The 16,257-nt window shown below is 64.6% G+C and carries 14 protein-coding genes and 1 pseudogene; 10 read left to right on the top strand and 5 right to left on the bottom strand.

All coding sequences use genetic code 11. From position 1 onward, the window contains the following. Positions 1 to 190 precede the first annotated feature (190 nt). From rpmH to mnmE, 4 genes are all read left to right on the top strand, one after another. The gene (rpmH, locus tag ACN9M2_RS18960) at positions 191 to 325 is read left to right on the top strand and encodes a 50S ribosomal protein L34 (RefSeq protein WP_008211413.1); all 135 of its coding nucleotides are present in this window, start codon (positions 191 to 193) and stop codon (positions 323 to 325) included. Between the two features lie 14 nt (positions 326 to 339). After that, the gene (gene rnpA / locus ACN9M2_RS18955; protein ID WP_426286156.1) at positions 340 to 720 is read left to right on the top strand and encodes a ribonuclease P protein component; all 381 of its coding nucleotides are present in this window, start codon (positions 340 to 342) and stop codon (positions 718 to 720) included. A gap of 64 nt (positions 721 to 784) precedes the next feature. Then, positions 785 to 2,482 carry a membrane protein insertase YidC gene (gene yidC, locus ACN9M2_RS18950; RefSeq protein ID WP_426286155.1) on the top strand — a complete coding sequence of 566 codons (1,698 nt, stop codon included), beginning with the start codon at positions 785 to 787 and terminating at the stop codon, positions 2,480 to 2,482. Between the two features lie 51 nt (positions 2,483 to 2,533). After that, the gene (gene mnmE, locus ACN9M2_RS18945; protein ID WP_426286154.1) at positions 2,534 to 3,877 is read left to right on the top strand and encodes a tRNA uridine-5-carboxymethylaminomethyl(34) synthesis GTPase MnmE; all 1,344 of its coding nucleotides are present in this window, start codon (positions 2,534 to 2,536) and stop codon (positions 3,875 to 3,877) included. Between the two features lie 71 nt (positions 3,878 to 3,948). On the opposite strand, the gene ACN9M2_RS18940 is transcribed toward mnmE, so the two are convergent. Both ACN9M2_RS18940 and ACN9M2_RS18935 read right to left on the bottom strand, forming a co-directional pair. After that, positions 3,949 to 5,172 (bottom strand): MFS transporter, encoded by a 1,224-nt coding sequence (locus ACN9M2_RS18940; RefSeq protein ID WP_426286153.1) that lies wholly within the window; start codon positions 5,170 to 5,172, stop codon positions 3,949 to 3,951. Between the two features lie 52 nt (positions 5,173 to 5,224). Beyond that, entirely contained in the window at positions 5,225 to 6,151 is a 927-nt protein-coding gene (locus tag ACN9M2_RS18935; RefSeq protein ID WP_426286152.1) for a LysR family transcriptional regulator, read from the bottom strand. 109 nt (positions 6,152 to 6,260) lie between these two features. Between ACN9M2_RS18935 and ACN9M2_RS18930 the strand changes: the two genes are divergently transcribed. Next, positions 6,261 to 7,313, top strand: a complete 1,053-nt coding sequence (locus tag ACN9M2_RS18930) for an NAD(P)-dependent alcohol dehydrogenase (protein WP_426286151.1) — start codon at positions 6,261 to 6,263, stop codon at positions 7,311 to 7,313. Positions 7,314 to 7,436: 123 nt separating this feature from the next. Next, entirely contained in the window at positions 7,437 to 8,627 is a 1,191-nt protein-coding gene (locus ACN9M2_RS18925; protein ID WP_426286150.1) for an MBL fold metallo-hydrolase, read from the top strand. A 24-nt stretch (positions 8,628 to 8,651) separates the two neighbouring features. Here ACN9M2_RS18925 and ACN9M2_RS18920 read toward each other — a convergent pair whose 3' ends face one another. Then, positions 8,652 to 9,104, bottom strand: a complete 453-nt coding sequence (locus ACN9M2_RS18920) for a winged helix-turn-helix transcriptional regulator (RefSeq protein ID WP_426286149.1) — start codon at positions 9,102 to 9,104, stop codon at positions 8,652 to 8,654. An 80-nt stretch (positions 9,105 to 9,184) separates the two neighbouring features. On the opposite strand from ACN9M2_RS18920, the gene ACN9M2_RS18915 reads away from it, so the two are divergent. From ACN9M2_RS18915 to ACN9M2_RS18900, 4 genes and pseudogenes are all read left to right on the top strand, one after another. Continuing rightward, entirely contained in the window at positions 9,185 to 9,979 is a 795-nt protein-coding gene (locus ACN9M2_RS18915) for an SDR family NAD(P)-dependent oxidoreductase (protein WP_426286148.1), read from the top strand. A gap of 1,182 nt (positions 9,980 to 11,161) precedes the next feature. Next, positions 11,162 to 12,727 (top strand): annotated as a pseudogene (locus ACN9M2_RS18910) (DNA translocase FtsK); the annotation flags it as partial. An 83-nt stretch (positions 12,728 to 12,810) separates the two neighbouring features. Then, complete coding sequence (locus tag ACN9M2_RS18905) at positions 12,811 to 13,773, top strand: RHS repeat-associated core domain-containing protein (RefSeq protein WP_426286147.1); 963 nt, start codon at positions 12,811 to 12,813, stop codon at positions 13,771 to 13,773. Then, positions 13,754 to 14,182 (top strand): DUF4279 domain-containing protein, encoded by a 429-nt coding sequence (locus ACN9M2_RS18900; protein ID WP_426286146.1) that lies wholly within the window; start codon positions 13,754 to 13,756, stop codon positions 14,180 to 14,182. The genes ACN9M2_RS18905 and ACN9M2_RS18900 overlap by 20 nt, the downstream gene beginning before the upstream one ends. 173 nt (positions 14,183 to 14,355) lie before the next feature. On the opposite strand, the gene rbsB is transcribed toward ACN9M2_RS18900, so the two are convergent. Both rbsB and ACN9M2_RS18890 read right to left on the bottom strand, forming a co-directional pair. After that, complete coding sequence (gene rbsB / locus ACN9M2_RS18895) at positions 14,356 to 15,291, bottom strand: ribose ABC transporter substrate-binding protein RbsB (protein ID WP_371024383.1); 936 nt, start codon at positions 15,289 to 15,291, stop codon at positions 14,356 to 14,358. A gap of 20 nt (positions 15,292 to 15,311) precedes the next feature. Then, positions 15,312 to 16,256 carry an ABC transporter permease subunit gene (locus tag ACN9M2_RS18890; RefSeq protein ID WP_426286145.1) on the bottom strand — a complete coding sequence of 315 codons (945 nt, stop codon included), beginning with the start codon at positions 16,254 to 16,256 and terminating at the stop codon, positions 15,312 to 15,314. Between the last annotated feature and the right edge of the window lies 1 nt (position 16,257).

Here is a 16,257-nt window from a genome sequence, read left to right as displayed (position 1 = left end):
CGGGTATTCTTGCCACAGAAGGGGCGCATGCGCGCGGGGTGGACGACGAAGTCTACCAGCGTCCGGCCTCTCGCCGGAGTCCGCCGGGCCGCGGTCTTCACCTTGCCGCCGTGCCCAAACGGTTGACAGTCCTCGCGAATCTCGGCCATACTTTCCGGCCATATTCAATCTTCACCCGGATGTAAGCGCCATGAAGCGTACTTTCCAGCCCAGCAAGCTCAAGCGCGCCCGCACCCACGGCTTCCGCGCTCGTATGGCCACGGCCGACGGCCGCAAGATCCTCAACGCGCGCCGCGCGAAGGGTCGCAAGCGCCTGATCCCGTAAGCGGCTCGCCTGTCGTGCGTGCCGCAGCCTTGCCGCGCGATGCGCGGCTTCGCCGCGCCGCCGACTTCGCAGCGTTGCGAACAGTCAGCGGTCGCCTCGGCGGCCGCTCTTTTCTTTTGCGCTTCGGAAACAACGAGCTCGACACCGCCCGGCTCGGCCTGGCCATATCCAAGCGCTGTTCCAAGCGCGCCGTCGACCGCAACCGGATCAAGCGCCTGGCGCGTGAGGCATTTCGCCACGCACGCCCCGCCCTGCCGCCCGTCGATATCCTGGTCATGGCCCGCGACAGCGCGGTCAACGAGACCGGCGCCGTGCTCCTGGCCGAGCTCGATGCCCTGTTCCGCCGTATCCGGCCGTTGAAGCGCGAGGGTGCCGACGGCACAATCGCGCGTTGACCTTCCCGTCCTCCCCGCCTTTCCCGGCCATCCGGCCGTGGCGCCATTCGGATCTGGCCCTGCAATGAATCAAACGCGCACGCTCCTCTTCTTCGCGCTCATGTTCGTGGCGTACCTGCTGTGGACGGAATGGGAAAAGGACTACGGTCCCCAACCCGCCGCTCCGACGCCGGCCGCCCAGACCGATGCCGGCAAGCCGAACACGGACAGCAGCATCCCGGGTGCCGCTGTGCCAGCCAAGGTGCCGGGTGATAGCGCCGCACCCGCCGAGGAAGGCAAGGCCGAGCTGGTCACGTTGTCGAACGACGTGCTCCGCCTGACCATCGACACCCGTGGCGGCAGCATCGTCCGTTCGGAACTGCTGGCCTATCCGAACGAGCCGGTCACCAAGAAGAATCCCAGCCCGCCGCCTGCGCGCCTGCTCGACGACGAGGCCGCGCATTTCTTCGCGGCCCAGGATGGCCTGGTCAGCAACACGGGCCCCGCACCCGATCACCGCGCGCTGTTCCATGCGGAGAAGACACAGGCGGCATTGGCCGATGGCGAGAAGTCGGTGAGCATCGACCTTACCTGGACCGATCCGTCGGGCCTCAAGGTGGTCAAGCGCTATAGCCTGAAACGCACCGACTACGTGGTCGATCTCGACCAGCGCGTGGAGAACGGAACGAGCACGGCATGGACGGGCAATGCCTATCACCAGCTGCAGCGCGTTCCCGCCGAGAAGGTGAATTGGTTCAAGGCTTACACCGATCCGGCCCAGCACAGCTTCTTCGGCGCCGCGTGGTACAGCCCCGAAAGCAAATTCGAATCGCTGCCCTTCCTCGATTTCGCCAAGAAACCGATCAACCGCCAGATCACCGGTGGCTGGATCAGCATGCTGCAGCATTACTTCTTCGTCGCCTGGATCCCGCCAGCCGACCAGTCGGTGAACTACAGCAGCACCATCGTCGATCCCAACTCGGCCACGCCGCGTTATCTCGTGCGTGCGTTCGGCCCCACCATCCAGGTGGCGCCGGGCCAGGCCGTGGACAGCGTGGCGCGCCTGTACATCGGTCCGAAGCTGCAAGGCACGCTCGATGTCATCGCTCCGGGCCTGGAACTGACCAGCAATTATGGTTGGCTGACGATCATCGCCCAGCCGCTGCACTGGCTGCTGTCGCAGTTGCATGCGATCAGCGGTAACTGGGGCGTGGCGATCATCCTGCTCGTGCTGCTGATCAAGGCGGCGCTCTACAAGCTGACCGATGCGCAGTTCCGCTCGGGCGCGCGCATGCGCAAGCTGCAGCCTCGCGTCGCCGCGCTCAAGGAGCGCTATGGCGACGATCGCATGAAGATGCAGCAGGCCATGATGGAGCTGTACAAGAAGGAGAAGGTCAATCCGATGGCGGGTTGCCTGCCCATCCTGATCACCTTCCCGATCTTCATCGGCCTGCTCCGCGTATTGTCCGAGTCCATCGAACTGCGTCACGCGCCGTTCTTCGGCTGGATTCACGATCTCTCGGCTCCCGATCCGTTCTACGTACTGCCGGTGCTCTACTTCCTGGTCACGCTGCTCACCCAGCGCATGATGCCGACCGCTGGCATGGACCCGACCCAGGCCAAGATGATGAAGGTGATGCCGCTGATCTTCGGCGTCTTCTTCGCCTTCTTCCCTTCGGGCCTGGTGCTTTACTGGACCGTGAACGGCGCCACCAGCCTGCTTCAGCAGTGGTGGATCAACCGGAGTGTCGACAGGGCCGACATCAAGGCCAAGACGGCATGATCACCGGGCGGCGCGTCGAAAGACGCGCCGCTTCGCTATCGAAGGTAAGCCATGAACCACGGCGAAGACACCATCGCAGCCATCGCCACGGGTGCCGGCGCGGCCGGTGTCGGCGCCGTTCGTATTTCGGGTCCCCGCGCGCCGACGATCGCCCGCGCCATGCTTGGACGCGAACCGATACCTCGTCATGCGCATTTCGCCGCGTTTCGCGATGGCGACGGCGAGCTGATCGATCGCGGCATCCTGCTTTATTTTCCTGGCCCGGCTTCGTACACCGGCGAACACGTGCTCGAGTTGCAAGGGCACGGAAGCGCCGTGCTGCTCGATGCCCTGCTTCGCCGGACGATAGCCCTCGGCGCGCGCCTTGCGCGGCCCGGTGAATTCACCGAGCGCGCCTTCCTCAACGGCAAGCTCGATCTAGCCCAGGCCGAAGCGGTGGCCGATGTCGTCGCCGCCACGTCCGAAGCAGGGGCCCGCGCCGCGTTGCGTTCGATGGAAGGCGTGTTTTCCGCGCGCGTGGACGAGCTGCTCGGTGAACTGATCGCGCTACGTGTGCATATCGAGGCGGCCATCGATTTTCCCGAAGAGGAAATCGATTTCCTTGCCGACCCGGTGATCGGTCGAAACCTGGCGAATTTGCGCGCGAATCTCGATGCCTTGCTGGTCGAAACCCGCCGCGGTGTGCGCCTCAACGACGGCATCGTCGTGGCGATCGTGGGTCGCCCGAACGCGGGCAAGTCGAGCCTGTTGAACGCGCTTGCGGGTCAGGAGCGCGCCATCGTCACCGATATCCCCGGTACGACCCGCGACGTGTTGCGCGAGTCGGTCAGCATCGACGGTGCCACCTTCGAGCTTGCGGATACAGCGGGTCTTCGCGAGTCCGACGATGTCGTCGAACGCGAAGGCATCCGTCGCGCGCGCGCACAACTCGAACGCTGCGATGTCGCACTGCTCGTCACCGACGATGAGCATGCGAACGAGGACCTCGCCTTCTTCCAAGGCACGCCGGGCCACGCGATCCGCGTCGTCATCGTCAACAAGATCGATCTGTCGGAGTCGGTGGCCCATCGCGAACAGCGTGACGAGCTCGAAACCCTCTGGCTCTCCGCACGCACGGGCGAGGGCCTGGATCAGCTACGCGCGATGTTGCGCGACCTGGCGACTGCCGGGGCTGGCGAAGGCGCGTTCAGCGCGCGCCGCCGTCATGTCGTGGCACTCGAGTCGGTGCGTGACTATCTGGATCGCGCGGCGACCGCCTTGCACGACAACCACGCCGGTGAACTCGCCGCGGAAGAATTGCGTCATGCGCAGCAGGCGCTCGGCGAGATCACGGGGACGTATTCATCCGACGATCTGCTTGGGGCGATATTCAGCTCGTTCTGTATCGGAAAGTGAGGCGGGACGAATCGCGGACAGGGTCCGCTCCCACCGTGTCGCCGCGCCGCGCATGTAGCCCGGCGGGGTAATCAGCAGGGCTCTGGCGCGGCGGCGACAGCGCGGCGCTCGTTGGTGACGGACACCGACCAGATCGCCAGCCCGGCGACGGCCAGCAGGCTGCCGACCCATCCCGGCGACGTCCACCCGTACCCGTGTGCGATCGCCAGCCCACCGAGGAATGGCCCCAGTGCGTTCGCCGTATTGAATGCCGAGTGATTCAGCGAAGCCGCCAGGCCCTGAGCATCGCCCGCGACATCCATCAGCCGCGTCTGCAAGACGGTGCCGAGTGCGCCGCCGATGCCGATGAGGAAGACGTCGAGCCCGAGTGTCCAGACATTACCGGCGGCCAGCGGAAACAGCGCCAACATCACCATGCTCCACACCAGCAAGCCACCGGCGGTGCGCATCAGTGCACGATCGGCGAAGACGGGCACCACCATGTTGCCGACGGTCAGGCCGACACCGAAGATGCCGATCACCCAGGGAACGGTGTGCAACGGCATGTGCGTGACGGAAATGAGGATGTCCGCCAGATACGTATAGACCGCGAACATGCCACCGAAGCCGATCGCACCGATGGCCAGTGTGAGCCACACCTGCGAACGTTTCAGCGCACCGAGTTCCCGCAGCGGGCTGGCGTCCTTGTCCGCCGCGACTTCCGGCGCGAACACCGCCACGGCGGTCATCGTCGCGATGCCGAGCACCGCCACCAGCGCGAACGCCCAGCGCCACCCCACGGCCTGGCCGAGCCAACTGGCCAGCGGCACGCCCACCACCGTCGCGAAGGTGAGGCCGAGGAACATCTGGCCCACGGCGCGGGTCCGCCGGTTCGCTGGTACAAGGGATGAGGCGACCAAGGCCGCGACGCCGAAGTAAGCCCCATGCGGCAGCCCCGCGAGGAATCGGAACACCAGCATCCAGTGATAGTTCGGCGACAGCCCGGTAAGGCCGTTGAACACCGTGAACATGGCCATGAGGATGAGCAACAGCTTGCGGCGCGGCACGCGCGCACCAAGCACCGTCATGATCGGCGCACCGACCACCACGCCCAACGCATAGGCGCTGATGACGTGGCCGGCGGTGGGCGCGTCGATGCCGAGCCCCTGCGCGAACAACGGCAGCATGCTCATCGAGGCGAACTCGGTGGTGCCGATGGCGAAGCCACCCACGGCCAGGGCGAGGATCACCAGCCCGACATGGGGAGCGCGGACGGGCGGCGTGCCCGGGGCGGTCGCGGGAGCGGTAGAGGTCATGGAAGGCTCGGGGGACGAGGGGCGCGCCGCCTTGTGCGGCGCAGCATGCCGCCTAGGATACGCTCGGTACCCGGTCGGTCGCCACCGTCCAGCGGGCGTCGCGAACGAACTCCACGAAGGCCCGCAGGGCCGAGGTCACCCGCCGCTGGCGTGGGTAATACAGCATGAAGCCCGGGTACGGGGGGCACCAGTCCTCCAGCACCCGGACCAGCTTCCCCTCGCGAACGAGGTCCGCCACCTGGTCTTCCAGCACCAGGGTCACGCCGATGCCGGTAAGGGCGGCCTCGACGGAAAGGCGGAAGTCGCCGAAGGTGACCCGGCCGCGCACGTCCAGGTCGAGCTTGGTGGCGCCCTGTTCGAATTCCCACTTGTAGAGACGCCCGCTGGGAAAGCGAAAACGGATGCAGTCGTGCTGGAAGAGGTCGTTGGGGTGTTTCGGAATGCCGTGCGTGGCGAAGTATTCCGGCGAGGCCACGCACGCGCCGCGCTGCTCGCCTCCGATCGGCACCGCGATCATGTCTTCGGGCACCGCTTCGAGGAAGCGGATGCCCGCGTCGAAGCCGAGCGCGACGATGTCGACCAGGCTGTCGTTATCCACCGCTTCGAAGTGGATATCCGGGTAGGTGGCGAGGAACCGGGGCAGGAGGTCCGGCAGCAGCAACTGGGCCGTGACCCGGGGCATGTTGATGCGCAAGGTGCCGGCGGGCGTCGCGCGGAAATTGTTCATTTCCTCCAGCGCCTCGTTCACGTCGGTGAGCGCCGGCTGCAACCGTTCGAGCAGGCGCTGCCCCGCCTCGGTCAGCGAGACACTGCGCGTGGTCCGGTGAAACAAGGTCACGCCCAGCCGCTCTTCGAGCCCGCGGATCGCATAACTGATCGCCGACGTGGACAAGGTGAGTTCCGCCCCCGCCTTGCGGAAGCTGGCGTGGCGGGCGACCGCGGCGAAGGCCGCGAGATGGGAAAGGTTATCGGGTCGCATGATTGTGAAGGATAACTCAACGATTCATCCCGTAATCCCCGCTGGAAGGAATGATTGTTGAGCCTTTATCGTTGCCGGCTACCGAACCACTCCAAAGAGGATGACTCCCATGTTCGAAGTCCGCGGATTCGCCGCCCCCCAGGCCAAGGCGCCCCTCGTTCCCTTCATGGTTCCGCGCCGCGACGTCGGTCCCCATGACGTCCACATCGAGATCCTCTACAGCGGCATCTGCCACTCCGATCTGCACCAGGCTCACAACGACTGGGGCAATTCCATCTACCCGATGGTCCCGGGCCACGAGATCGTCGGGCGTGTGAAGGCCGTCGGTTCGGCGGTGAAGAAGTTCAAGGTCGGCGACTATGCCGGCGTCGGTTGCATGGTCGACTCCTGCCGTGAGTGCGAATCGTGCAAGCGCGACCTCGAGCAGTACTGCCAGAACCACACGAGCTTCACCTACAACGGCACGGAACAGGACCGCAGCACGCCGACCTATGGCGGCTACTCCACCGACGTCGTGGTCGAAGAGCGTTTCGTGGTGAAGGTGTCCGAAAAGCTCGACCTGAAGGCCGTCGCGCCGCTGCTTTGCGCGGGCATCACCACGTATTCGCCGCTGCGCCACTGGAACGTCGGCCCGGGACAGAAGGTGGGCGTCGTCGGCCTCGGCGGCCTCGGCCATATGGGCGTGAAGTTCGCCAAGGCGATGGGCGCGCATGTCACGATGATCACCACCTCGGCGTCCAAGGGTGCGGACGCGAAGCGCCTCGGTGCCGATGCCGTGCTGCTGTCCACGGACGCGGAAGCGATGAAGGCGGCCGCCGCCAGCTTCGACTTCCTGCTCAACACGGTGCCGGTGTCGCATGACCTGAATCCATACATCAACCTGCTCAAGCTCGACGGCACAATGGTGCTGGTCGGCGTGTTGACGCCGATCGACGGCATGATCGGCGGTGCCTTGATGCTCCCGCGTCGCACGATCGCCGGTTCCGCCATCGGCGGCATGGCCGAGACCCAGGAAATGATGGATTTCTGCGCCGAGCACGACATCGTGTCGGATATCGAGCTGGTCGACATGGCATCGATCAACGAGACCTTCGTGCGCCTGGTGAAGAACGACGTGCGCTACCGCTTCGTGATCGACATGGCGACCATGCCGGCCGTCTGAGCCGGATGACGTTCGCGGCCGGGGCGGCCTCCCATGCGCAGGCCCCGGTCGCGAGCACTACCCAGCGGTGACTAACCCGGGCCCACCCGCTATCGTCGAAGCGAACCCCAAAGGACTCCGGGCTTGAAGCGTTTCCTCCGTTACCTGGCTGTCGTCGTCGGCTTGCTCGCCGTCTTTCTCGTCTTCGCCGCGGTATCCGCGTGGCCCAACGTCGGCTCGGGAGCAAACGACCCGCATGCCGCGGATATCGTCCGTTCGCCGCAATGGCACGGCGATCGCTTCGCCAATCCCCTGCCCATGTACAGCAATATCCAGGGCGGCATCTTGCAGATGCTCGAATCGCAGCCGGGCGAAGAACCCGACGCCCCGGTACCCACGATCGATTCGTCGGCCGTGTATGCGCAACCGCCTGCGAGTGGGCTACGCGTCACCTGGTTCGGTCATTCGTCGATGCTGGTCGAAATCGACGGCGCGAATATCGTCGTGGACCCGCTATGGAGCGAGCGGCCTTCGCCCTTTCCATGGCTCGGTCCGAAACGGTGGTACGAGCCTCCGGTGCCGATCGATCACCTGCCGCATGTCGACGCGGTCGTGATCTCGCACGATCATTACGACCATCTGGACCGCGCTTCCGTGCAGGCGTTGAACGCTCGTGGCACGCGCTTCATCGTGCCCCTCGGCGTCGGTGCCCATCTCATCGGTTGGGGCGTGCCGCAGGAAAGGATCACCGAACTGGACTGGTGGCAGGAAGCGAAGGTGGGGAACGTACGTGTCGTGTCGACGCCTTCGCGGCATGCATCGGGTCGCCTTTCGCCGCAGAGTGACCGCACCCTATGGACGGGCTTCGCGCTCGTCGGTCCCGCTCATCGCGCCTTCTATTCCGGGGACACCGGTCTCAATGACACTTTCATCGACGTGGGCACGAGACTCGGCCCGTTCGATGTGACGATGATCGAGGTCGGTCAGTACGATCCCCAGTGGCCCGACTGGCACCTCGGTCCGGAGCAGGCGATGCTGGTGCACGAAGAGGTTCGCGGCCGCGTGTTGATTCCCGTCCACTGGGGCCTGATCAAGCTGGCGCATCACGCGTGGACCGAGCCACCGGAACGTATCCTCGCGGCGGCGAAGTGCAGTCACGCCGGCGTGCTCATTCCGGAACCGGGACAGGCGGTGGAACCGACGACGCATCCCGTGATTCCGCACTGGTGGCCGTCCCAGCGATGGTTCACGGCCGAGCAACATCCCATTGTCGCGTCGCGTCGCGGTGATCCGAACGAAAAATTCGATGTACCGGTATGCCGAAGCCCGTCCTGAACCGGCAGGCCTTCACCTCCCGCGTCAGGCCGGCTGCCATCCGTCGGGCATTTCCAGGCGCATCGACAGGTCGCTGAGCGGCCTGCCCGTCGACTCGTCCACCACCACGGCCCGTACCGGGCAACCGGTCTCCTCGTTGACGAGGTGGCTGAGCTTGCCGTCGCCGTTATACCGGCGACCCCACTCACCCATCGCCGCGAGGACCGGAATGAAATCCCGGCCCGCCTGGGTCAGCACGTATTCGTCGCGCGGGGGACGTTCGCTGTAGCGGCGCTTTTCCAATACACCCGCCTCGGTCAGGGATTTCAATCGACGGGACAGGATGTTCGGCGCGATGCCCAGGCTGGTCCGGAACTGGTCGAACTGCGTCATGCCGCGGCTGGCGTCGCGGAGGATCAACGCGCTCCATGCGTCGCCCACCAGGGCGAGACCCCGGGAGATCGCGCAGGTGCCTGAAGAAAGTTTGTCGATGTCCATTGCATTATGATAGTGAAGTCACTATCGTAGGGCAACCTAGTTACTATCACTTTGCAAGTAACCCCTACGGAGTCATCGTCATGAGCACTGAAAACAAAGGTACGGCCCTGGTCACGGGCGCTTCCTCGGGCATCGGCGAGGTCTATGCCGAGCGTCTGGCCGATCGCGGCTACGACCTGATCCTGGCCGCCCGCCGCGTCGATCGACTGGAGGCGGTGGCGCAGAAGATCGGCGCCCGCACCGGCCGCAAGGTCGAGGTGTTGCGCGCCGACCTGACCGATCGCAAGGACATCTCGGCCGTGGAGCGCCGTCTCGCCGAGGATGCGTCGATCACCCTGCTGGTCAACAACGCGGGTGTGTCGCTCGACGGCAGCCTGCTCGAGAACGGCAGCGAACCGATCGAGAAGCTGATCACCGTGAACATCCTCGCGCCCACCTTGCTGACAGCCGCGGCTGCGAAGGCCTTCGTTGCGCGCAACAAGGGCGGCATCATCAATATCGCCTCCGTTCTGGCCTTCGCCCCCGAAATGCTCGACGGTATCTACAGCGGCTCGAAGGCCCATCTGATCAACATCACCCAGAGCCTGGCGGCGAAAGTGCAAGGCACGAATGTGCGTGCGCAGGCGGTGCTGCCGGGCGCCACGCGCTCGGAGATCTGGGAAAAGTCGGGCAAGGACGTGGATGCGCTCCTTCCGGGCATGGTGATGGAGACGGCGGACCTGGTGGACGCGGCGCTGGTCGGCTACGACCGTGGCGAGGTGGTGACCATTCCGCCGCTGCAGGATGAAGGACAGTACAAGGCGTTCGAGGCAGCGCGGTTGGCGATGGCGCCGAATCTGTCGCGCAAGGAAGTGGCGCCGCGTTATCGCGTGTGACGCCAATCGCCGACAGGGTCGGCTCCCACCGGGCGGAGGTCGCCTGGTGGGGGCCGTAACCTCCCCAGGCAACCGCAACCTTGTGGGAGCCGATTCATCGGCGATCCGGCGTAGTCTGGTGAGAGCCGACCCTGGCGGCGATGCTCTCCAAGCACGAACAGTGGCTTACCACCACTTCCGTTTTGGCGCCGCACGAATGCGCGCTAAACTGTCGAACTCGCTAGGTTCTCGCGGTTAGGCATGCTCTCCTTCGTGTTCGGTGCCTTCGGGCTGTCCACCCTTTGGCTGCTTCCCCTGCTCTGGCGTCTCGGCGTCGCGATGGTTCGGCGGCGGCCTCCGCCGACGATGGGCCCAGGTGCGATTCGCTTCTGGGCCGGATTCCTTCTCGTGTTGCTTTCGAGCGCCACGCTCGAAGGACTCGTCCTGTCGCACTACACGGACGACCCCTCCGTGGGAGGCGCGCTCTGCCATTGGCTGGCTGGGTCCGTCTCGGCATTTCCGGCTATCGCGGCGTCGCTGTGCGTCGCCGCCATCGTGGTGGCCTTGCCCTGGTACCTCGGCGTGCCCTGGTCCGCGTTCCTCGTGCGCGGCAATGCGCTGGTCGAACCGTTGGGCATCGTCGCCCTCGGTGGGATACGTCGCCTGTTCACACGCTCCAACCCGCGCGCGACGGTTCGGCGCAACGTTCCCGCGGTACGCCGGCCGGACCGCGCGTCCGTTCGGAGGAAAACGAAGGCCGTTTCTGCGCGCCCGACGCCGGTAGCGCATACGCCTCGCGTTGAAACGCCTCGTCGTAAACCTGTTCCGTCCGTGCGCCCTTCCGTGGCTACGCCGGTGCCGCCGCGGCATCGGGCGCGGCCGGACACGGTGATTCGCGAGCCGTGGCTGGCTCCGAAGACGGTGGCTCCCGCCGAGCGGGGCTTCGCGACACCGGACGAGTATGTTGCCGAGGTGGTTTCGCAGAATCGCCCGGACGATGTTTCCTACAGCGCGCGTCGTGGCGGATATGACGCTGGTTTTACACAGCACGACGAGGCGTCTCTCGCAACAGCCCCACTGACCTCTGCTGCGCCGGCGGTCGCTGCATCACCGGTCGCGCCGTCAGTCAGCGCAGCAGTGACTCCAGCGGTCGTGCCGCCGGTTGCGCCTGTTCCGGTCGCTCCCGTGTCGCGGTTCGCGATCGCGGCGAACGACGAAATGCCTGTCGAACCCACGCCCGCCGTCATGCTGGCGCCGGTTCGTCCCCCGCGGGCGATGGACACGAGTGTTGTCACGGTGCCACCGCTTTCCCTGCTCGCCGCGGCACCGGCTAACGCCACTACCGCTGTCTCCGAACAGGAACTTGTCGACACCGGCGAGCTGATCGAACAACGCCTGCGTGAGTTCAAGGTGCCGGTGCAGGTCGTCGGTGCGTCCGCCGGTCCTGTGATCACGCGCTACGAAGTCGAGCCTGCCGTGGGCGTGCGTGGCAACCAGATCGTCGCCTTGATGAAGGACCTTGCCCGCGGTCTTGGCCGCACGTCGATCCGCGTGGTGGAGACCATCCCCGGGAAGACATGCATGGGTCTGGAATTGCCGAACGAGCAGCGGCAGATGATCGCCTTGTCGGAGATCCTCGACTCGGCGGAATACCGCGATTCCGATTCGCTGCTGACGTTGGCCATGGGCAAGGGCATTACCGGCGAGCCGGTGGTGGCCGACCTGGCCAAGGCGCCGCACATGCTGGTCGCGGGAACGACGGGCTCGGGCAAATCGGTCGCCGTGAACGCGATGATCCTGTCGATGCTCTACAAGGCCACGCCCGACGACGTGCGCATGATCATGATCGATCCGAAGATGTTGGAGCTCTCGGTCTACGAAGGCATTCCGCATCTGCTCGCCCCGGTCGTGACCGATATGAAGCTCGCCGCCAACGCGCTGAACTGGTGCGTGGCGGAAATGGAAAACCGCTACAAGGTGATGTCGGACCTGCGCGTGCGCAACCTCGCCGGTTACAACCAGAAGGTCCGCGAGGCACGGGCCGCGGGAAGGCCGCTGTTCAATCCCTTCCCCGCGCATCCGGAAGTGCCCGAGCACCTCGACACGCTGCCGATGATCGTGGTGGTGATCGACGAGCTGGCCGACCTGATGATGGTCGCCGGGAAGAAGATCGAGGAACTGATCGCACGGCTGGCACAGAAAGCGCGCGCCGCGGGCATCCACCTCATCCTCGCGACGCAGCGCCCTTCCGTCGACGTCATCACCGGTTTGATCAAGGCCAACATCCCCACGCGCGTCGCTTTCCAGGTGTCGTCGAAGATCGATTCGCGCACCATCCTCGACCAGATGGGCGCGGAAAGCCTGCTCGGCCAGGGCGACATGCTGTTCCTGCCGCCCGGCACGGGCTATCCGCAACGCATCCACGGCGCCTTCGTCGCCGACGAGGAAGTGCATCGCATCGTGGCGTGGCTGAAACAGTTCGGCGAGCCCGACTACAAGGATGAAATCCTCGCCGGCCCCGCCAGTGAAGCCGTCGATGGCGAGCCGGGCGAAGACGGAATCGATGCCGAGCTGGACCCACTGTACGACGAAGCGGCCGCTTTCGTCCTCCGTTCACGCCGCGCGTCCATCTCGTTCGTGCAACGCCAGTTCCGCATCGGCTACAACCGCGCGGCGCGCCTCGTCGAGGCGATGGAGGCCGCCGGCCTCGTCTCGTCGATGGGCATCAATGGGCAGCGCGAAGTCATCGCGCCGGGGCCGCAAGACTAGTTGCGATTGCCGTTCCTTGACACGGATCGAAAATTAGGGTGGCATTGAACGGTCGCGAACGAGGCGACACGGGGGGAACAGGGATGAATCAGTATTCGTCGACATCGGCGTGGGTAGCGCGTGCTCGAAAGCTAAATCTATGGGTATTCCCAGTTTTGGCAGCACTATTGCTTACACCATTGCTTGCTGAAAGCTCTCCTACAAAAACAGTCATCTATTATCTGACCGATCCACAAGGCAACGTCGTGGCGACGACGGATGCAAGCGGAAATGTTACCGCTCAGTTCGAGTACCGACCATACGGCTCTCCAGCAACGACTGAGGCACCGGGTAATCAACCAGGGTATGCCGGTCACATCGAGGAAAGTGAATCTACATTCTCGTATATGCAGGCACGCTATGACGATCTTCAGATAGGTCGCTTTCTTAGCGTCGACCCCATTAAGCCTACACCCGGTGATGTGTTCGGAATCAACAGATACGCGTACGCGTCCAACAGCCCATTGGTGAACGTCGACCCGACTGGTATGGACGATTGTTCGACTGCGGGTGGATCCGATCAGACCCCATGCTCCCAGACCCCGTCCCCGAATACACCATCTCCATCTCCAGGAGACGCGGTTACGTTGCCGGTAATTCCCGTAACGCCAACAACGCTGCCCGTTCGTACCTCACCACGTGTCACGCTAGTACCCGTCCCTCTGATCGTCGCTCAAGCAGCAGTGGCGGGTCTCTTCTTTGTCGATTCAAACCGATTCAATGAATTGGTGTTCCATCATCAAAGTTGCTATGGCTCGATAAGCTGCGGTACTTCCCAACCTAACGTTGTATACAGTCGTCCCCCCGGCGTCTGGCCTGCCGACAAGGGCGCGGAGGAATGGGGAAGACGCAATGGGGTCGGAAAGAACGAAGGACGTCGACGTTTCCATGACATCAAAGGAGACGATAACGCTCATAGCGGTGGGAAAGCTGACTGGGGCGTCAACCCCGAAACCGGGGACGTCTACGATCCCGAGGGAGAAGTGCATGGAAACCTTGGAGAGTAACTCCTTGCTGCAAGCTACGCTGTACGTAAAGGGCCTCGATCTCGGAGTGGATCGAGTTTCAGATGTATTAGGTGTCGCGCCGACCAACATCTACCGGAAAGGCGAGCCCAAGATCCGAGGAAGGGATAGGCCGGTGTATGCCACCAATACATGGAAGTTGTCGCTAAAGAAGCAATCGCTGGACGTGAGCGGCATCCTTCTTGAATTGCTCGCGATGCTCAAGCCGAAAGTACATCCAGTGGAAATTGAAGGTGCCGATGACGTATTCGTCGATATTTTCATGGCCAGCACTGTCGAAGCCGGTGACCTTGGCGCATCGATAGAGTGGCAGTTGACGACGGAAGCTCTTCACGCGCTGAGTCGTTTCGGACTGCCCGTGCGTTTTTCGGTGTGCAACGTGGAACCTTAAGTTTCCTAGTCTGGTGGGAGCCGACCCTGTCGGCGATGGGTGCTTGCCGTAACCTGGCCCGCTGGCGCGGGATCGTCGACAGGGTCGGCTCCCACCCAGTAGCGACGCATGAAAAAGGCCGGGTCACCTCGCGGAGGCCCGGCCCTTCTCGTAGCACGCTAATTCCCTAGCGCTTATTCCTTGGTGAGGAGCTTCAGCGGCACGGCGATCGACTTCTCGACCGGCTGCTTGTCGATGAGCTTCTTCGCCGTTTCGACGCCGAGCTTGCCGATCTCTTCCGGCTGCTGGGCGACGGTGGCGGCCATCGCGCCGCTCTGCACGGCGGTCTTGCCGTCCGGCGTGCCGTCGAAGCCGACGACCAGCACCTTCTTGTTCTTTCCGGCCAGGGCCTGCACCGCACCCAGCGCCATCTCGTCGTTCTGAGCGAAGATCGCCTGCACGTCGCTGTTGCCCTGGAGCAGGTTCTCGCTCACCGAGAGGCCCTGCGCACGGTCGAAGTTGGCTGGCTGCTTCGCGACCACCTTCATGCCGGTGGTGGCGATCTCGTCGTCGAAGCCCTTGCCGCGCTCACGTGCCGCCGAAGTGCCGGCCACGCCCTGCAACTCGATGATGTTGCCCTTGCCACCCAGCGCCTTGGCCAGGTAATCGGCGGCCATCTTGCCGCCGGCGACATTGTCCGACGCGATATGCGACGCGACTTCGGCGCCATCGACGCCACGGTCGAGCGTGACCACCGGAATGTTCGCACGCTGTGCGGACTGCACCGCGCCGGCCAGGGCCGACGAATCGGTGGGATTGAGCAGGATCACCGAGACGCGCTTCTGGATCAGGTCTTCCACGCTGGAGATCTGGCGAGCCGGATCGTCCTGCGCGTCGACCACGACGAGCTGCACGCCCGCGTCCTTCGCGGCTTTCTCGGCGCCGTCCTTGAGCTCGACGAAGAACGGATTGTTCTGCGTGGAAAGAGCGAGACCGACCACGGGAGTACCCGAGGGTGCGGCGCCGCCGGCGGTCGCACCGGCGGCCGGAGCGGATTCGCCCGGGCCCTGTTGCGAGCAGGCCGCGAGAAGCGTTGCCGCGGCCGCGGCGAGGAATGTCAGTTTGCGCATGGTGTGTTCCCTCGTTGTTATTACTGCCGCCTGTCGAGCAGGACGGCGATCAGGATGACGATGCCCTTCACCACCTGCTGGTAGAAGGAGCTTACGCCGAGCAGGTTGAGACCGTTGTTCAGGAAGCCGATCAGCAGCGCACCGACCAGGGTACCGAAGAGCCAGCCACGGCCGCCGGCGAGACTGGTGCCGCCGAGTACCACCGCGGCGATGGCGTCCAGCTCGTAGCCGGCACCGGCGGTGGCTTGCGCGGAATACAGGCGCGAGGTGAGCACGATGCCGGCGAAGGCCGATAGCAGGCCGGAGAGACCGTAGATCGCCAGCTTCATGGGTGACAGGCGCACGCCCGACAACCGGGCCGCTTCCTCGTTACCGCCGATGGCGATCACGTGCCGGCCGAACACCGTGCCACGCAACAGGAAGCCGCAGAGCACGAAGGCGACGAACATCCAGATCACCGGCAACGGGATCAGGTTGGCCACGTAACCACCACCGAGCAGCGCGAAGCCGGGATTGGTGACGGGGATCGGGCTGCCCTGCGTATACGACAGCGTGACGCCGCGCAGGAGGGTCATCGTGCCCAGGGTCGCGATGAACGGGGCGACCTTGCCCCAGGACACCAGGGCGCCGTTGACCATGCCGAGCACGAGACCGAGCAGCAAACCCGCACCGGCCGACAGCACCATGCCGTGGCCCGCGGCCATGAGGCCGGCCGTGACCGCGCCCGTGAGGGCGAGGATGGCGCCGACCGAGAGGTCGATGCCGCCGGCAAGGATCACGAAGGTCATGCCGAAGGCGATCAGCGCGTTGATCGACACCTGGCGCAACACCGTCAGCAGGTTGCCCGTGGTGAGGAAGTCCGGGCTCATGATCGACAGCGCGATGAAGAGCAGGATCAGCCCGATCACGGAGCCGAGGCGTTGCAGGAGCGTCGTGGCGCGGCTCCAGTCGAGTTGGAGAGTCATG

The sequence above is a fragment of the Luteibacter sp. E-22 genome, from assembly GCF_049913125.1.
Classification (GTDB): Bacteria; Pseudomonadota; Gammaproteobacteria; order Xanthomonadales; family Rhodanobacteraceae; genus Luteibacter.
This window is presented reverse-complemented; position numbering and strand designations above follow the sequence as displayed.

What these genes read in the sequence shown, in the direction of transcription:
- rpmH (WP_008211413.1), top strand. Translation starts at nt 191, where the DNA reads ATGAAGCGTACTTTCCAGCCCAGCAAGCTCAAGCGCGCCCGCACCCAC.
- yidC (WP_426286155.1), top strand. Translation starts at nt 785, where the DNA reads ATGAATCAAACGCGCACGCTCCTCTTCTTCGCGCTCATGTTCGTGGCG.
- mnmE (WP_426286154.1), top strand. Translation starts at nt 2,534, where the DNA reads ATGAACCACGGCGAAGACACCATCGCAGCCATCGCCACGGGTGCCGGC.
- ACN9M2_RS18940 (WP_426286153.1), bottom strand. Translation starts at nt 5,172, where the DNA reads ATGACCTCTACCGCTCCCGCGACCGCCCCGGGCACGCCGCCCGTCCGC.
- ACN9M2_RS18935 (WP_426286152.1), bottom strand. Translation starts at nt 6,151, where the DNA reads ATGCGACCCGATAACCTTTCCCATCTCGCGGCCTTCGCCGCGGTCGCC.
- ACN9M2_RS18930 (WP_426286151.1), top strand. Translation starts at nt 6,261, where the DNA reads ATGTTCGAAGTCCGCGGATTCGCCGCCCCCCAGGCCAAGGCGCCCCTC.
- ACN9M2_RS18920 (WP_426286149.1), bottom strand. Translation starts at nt 9,104, where the DNA reads ATGGACATCGACAAACTTTCTTCAGGCACCTGCGCGATCTCCCGGGGT.
- ACN9M2_RS18915 (WP_426286148.1), top strand. Translation starts at nt 9,185, where the DNA reads ATGAGCACTGAAAACAAAGGTACGGCCCTGGTCACGGGCGCTTCCTCG.
- ACN9M2_RS18905 (WP_426286147.1), top strand. Translation starts at nt 12,811, where the DNA reads ATGAATCAGTATTCGTCGACATCGGCGTGGGTAGCGCGTGCTCGAAAG.
- ACN9M2_RS18900 (WP_426286146.1), top strand. Translation starts at nt 13,754, where the DNA reads ATGGAAACCTTGGAGAGTAACTCCTTGCTGCAAGCTACGCTGTACGTA.
- rbsB (WP_371024383.1), bottom strand. Translation starts at nt 15,291, where the DNA reads ATGCGCAAACTGACATTCCTCGCCGCGGCCGCGGCAACGCTTCTCGCG.
- ACN9M2_RS18890 (WP_426286145.1), bottom strand. Translation starts at nt 16,256, where the DNA reads ATGACTCTCCAACTCGACTGGAGCCGCGCCACGACGCTCCTGCAACGC.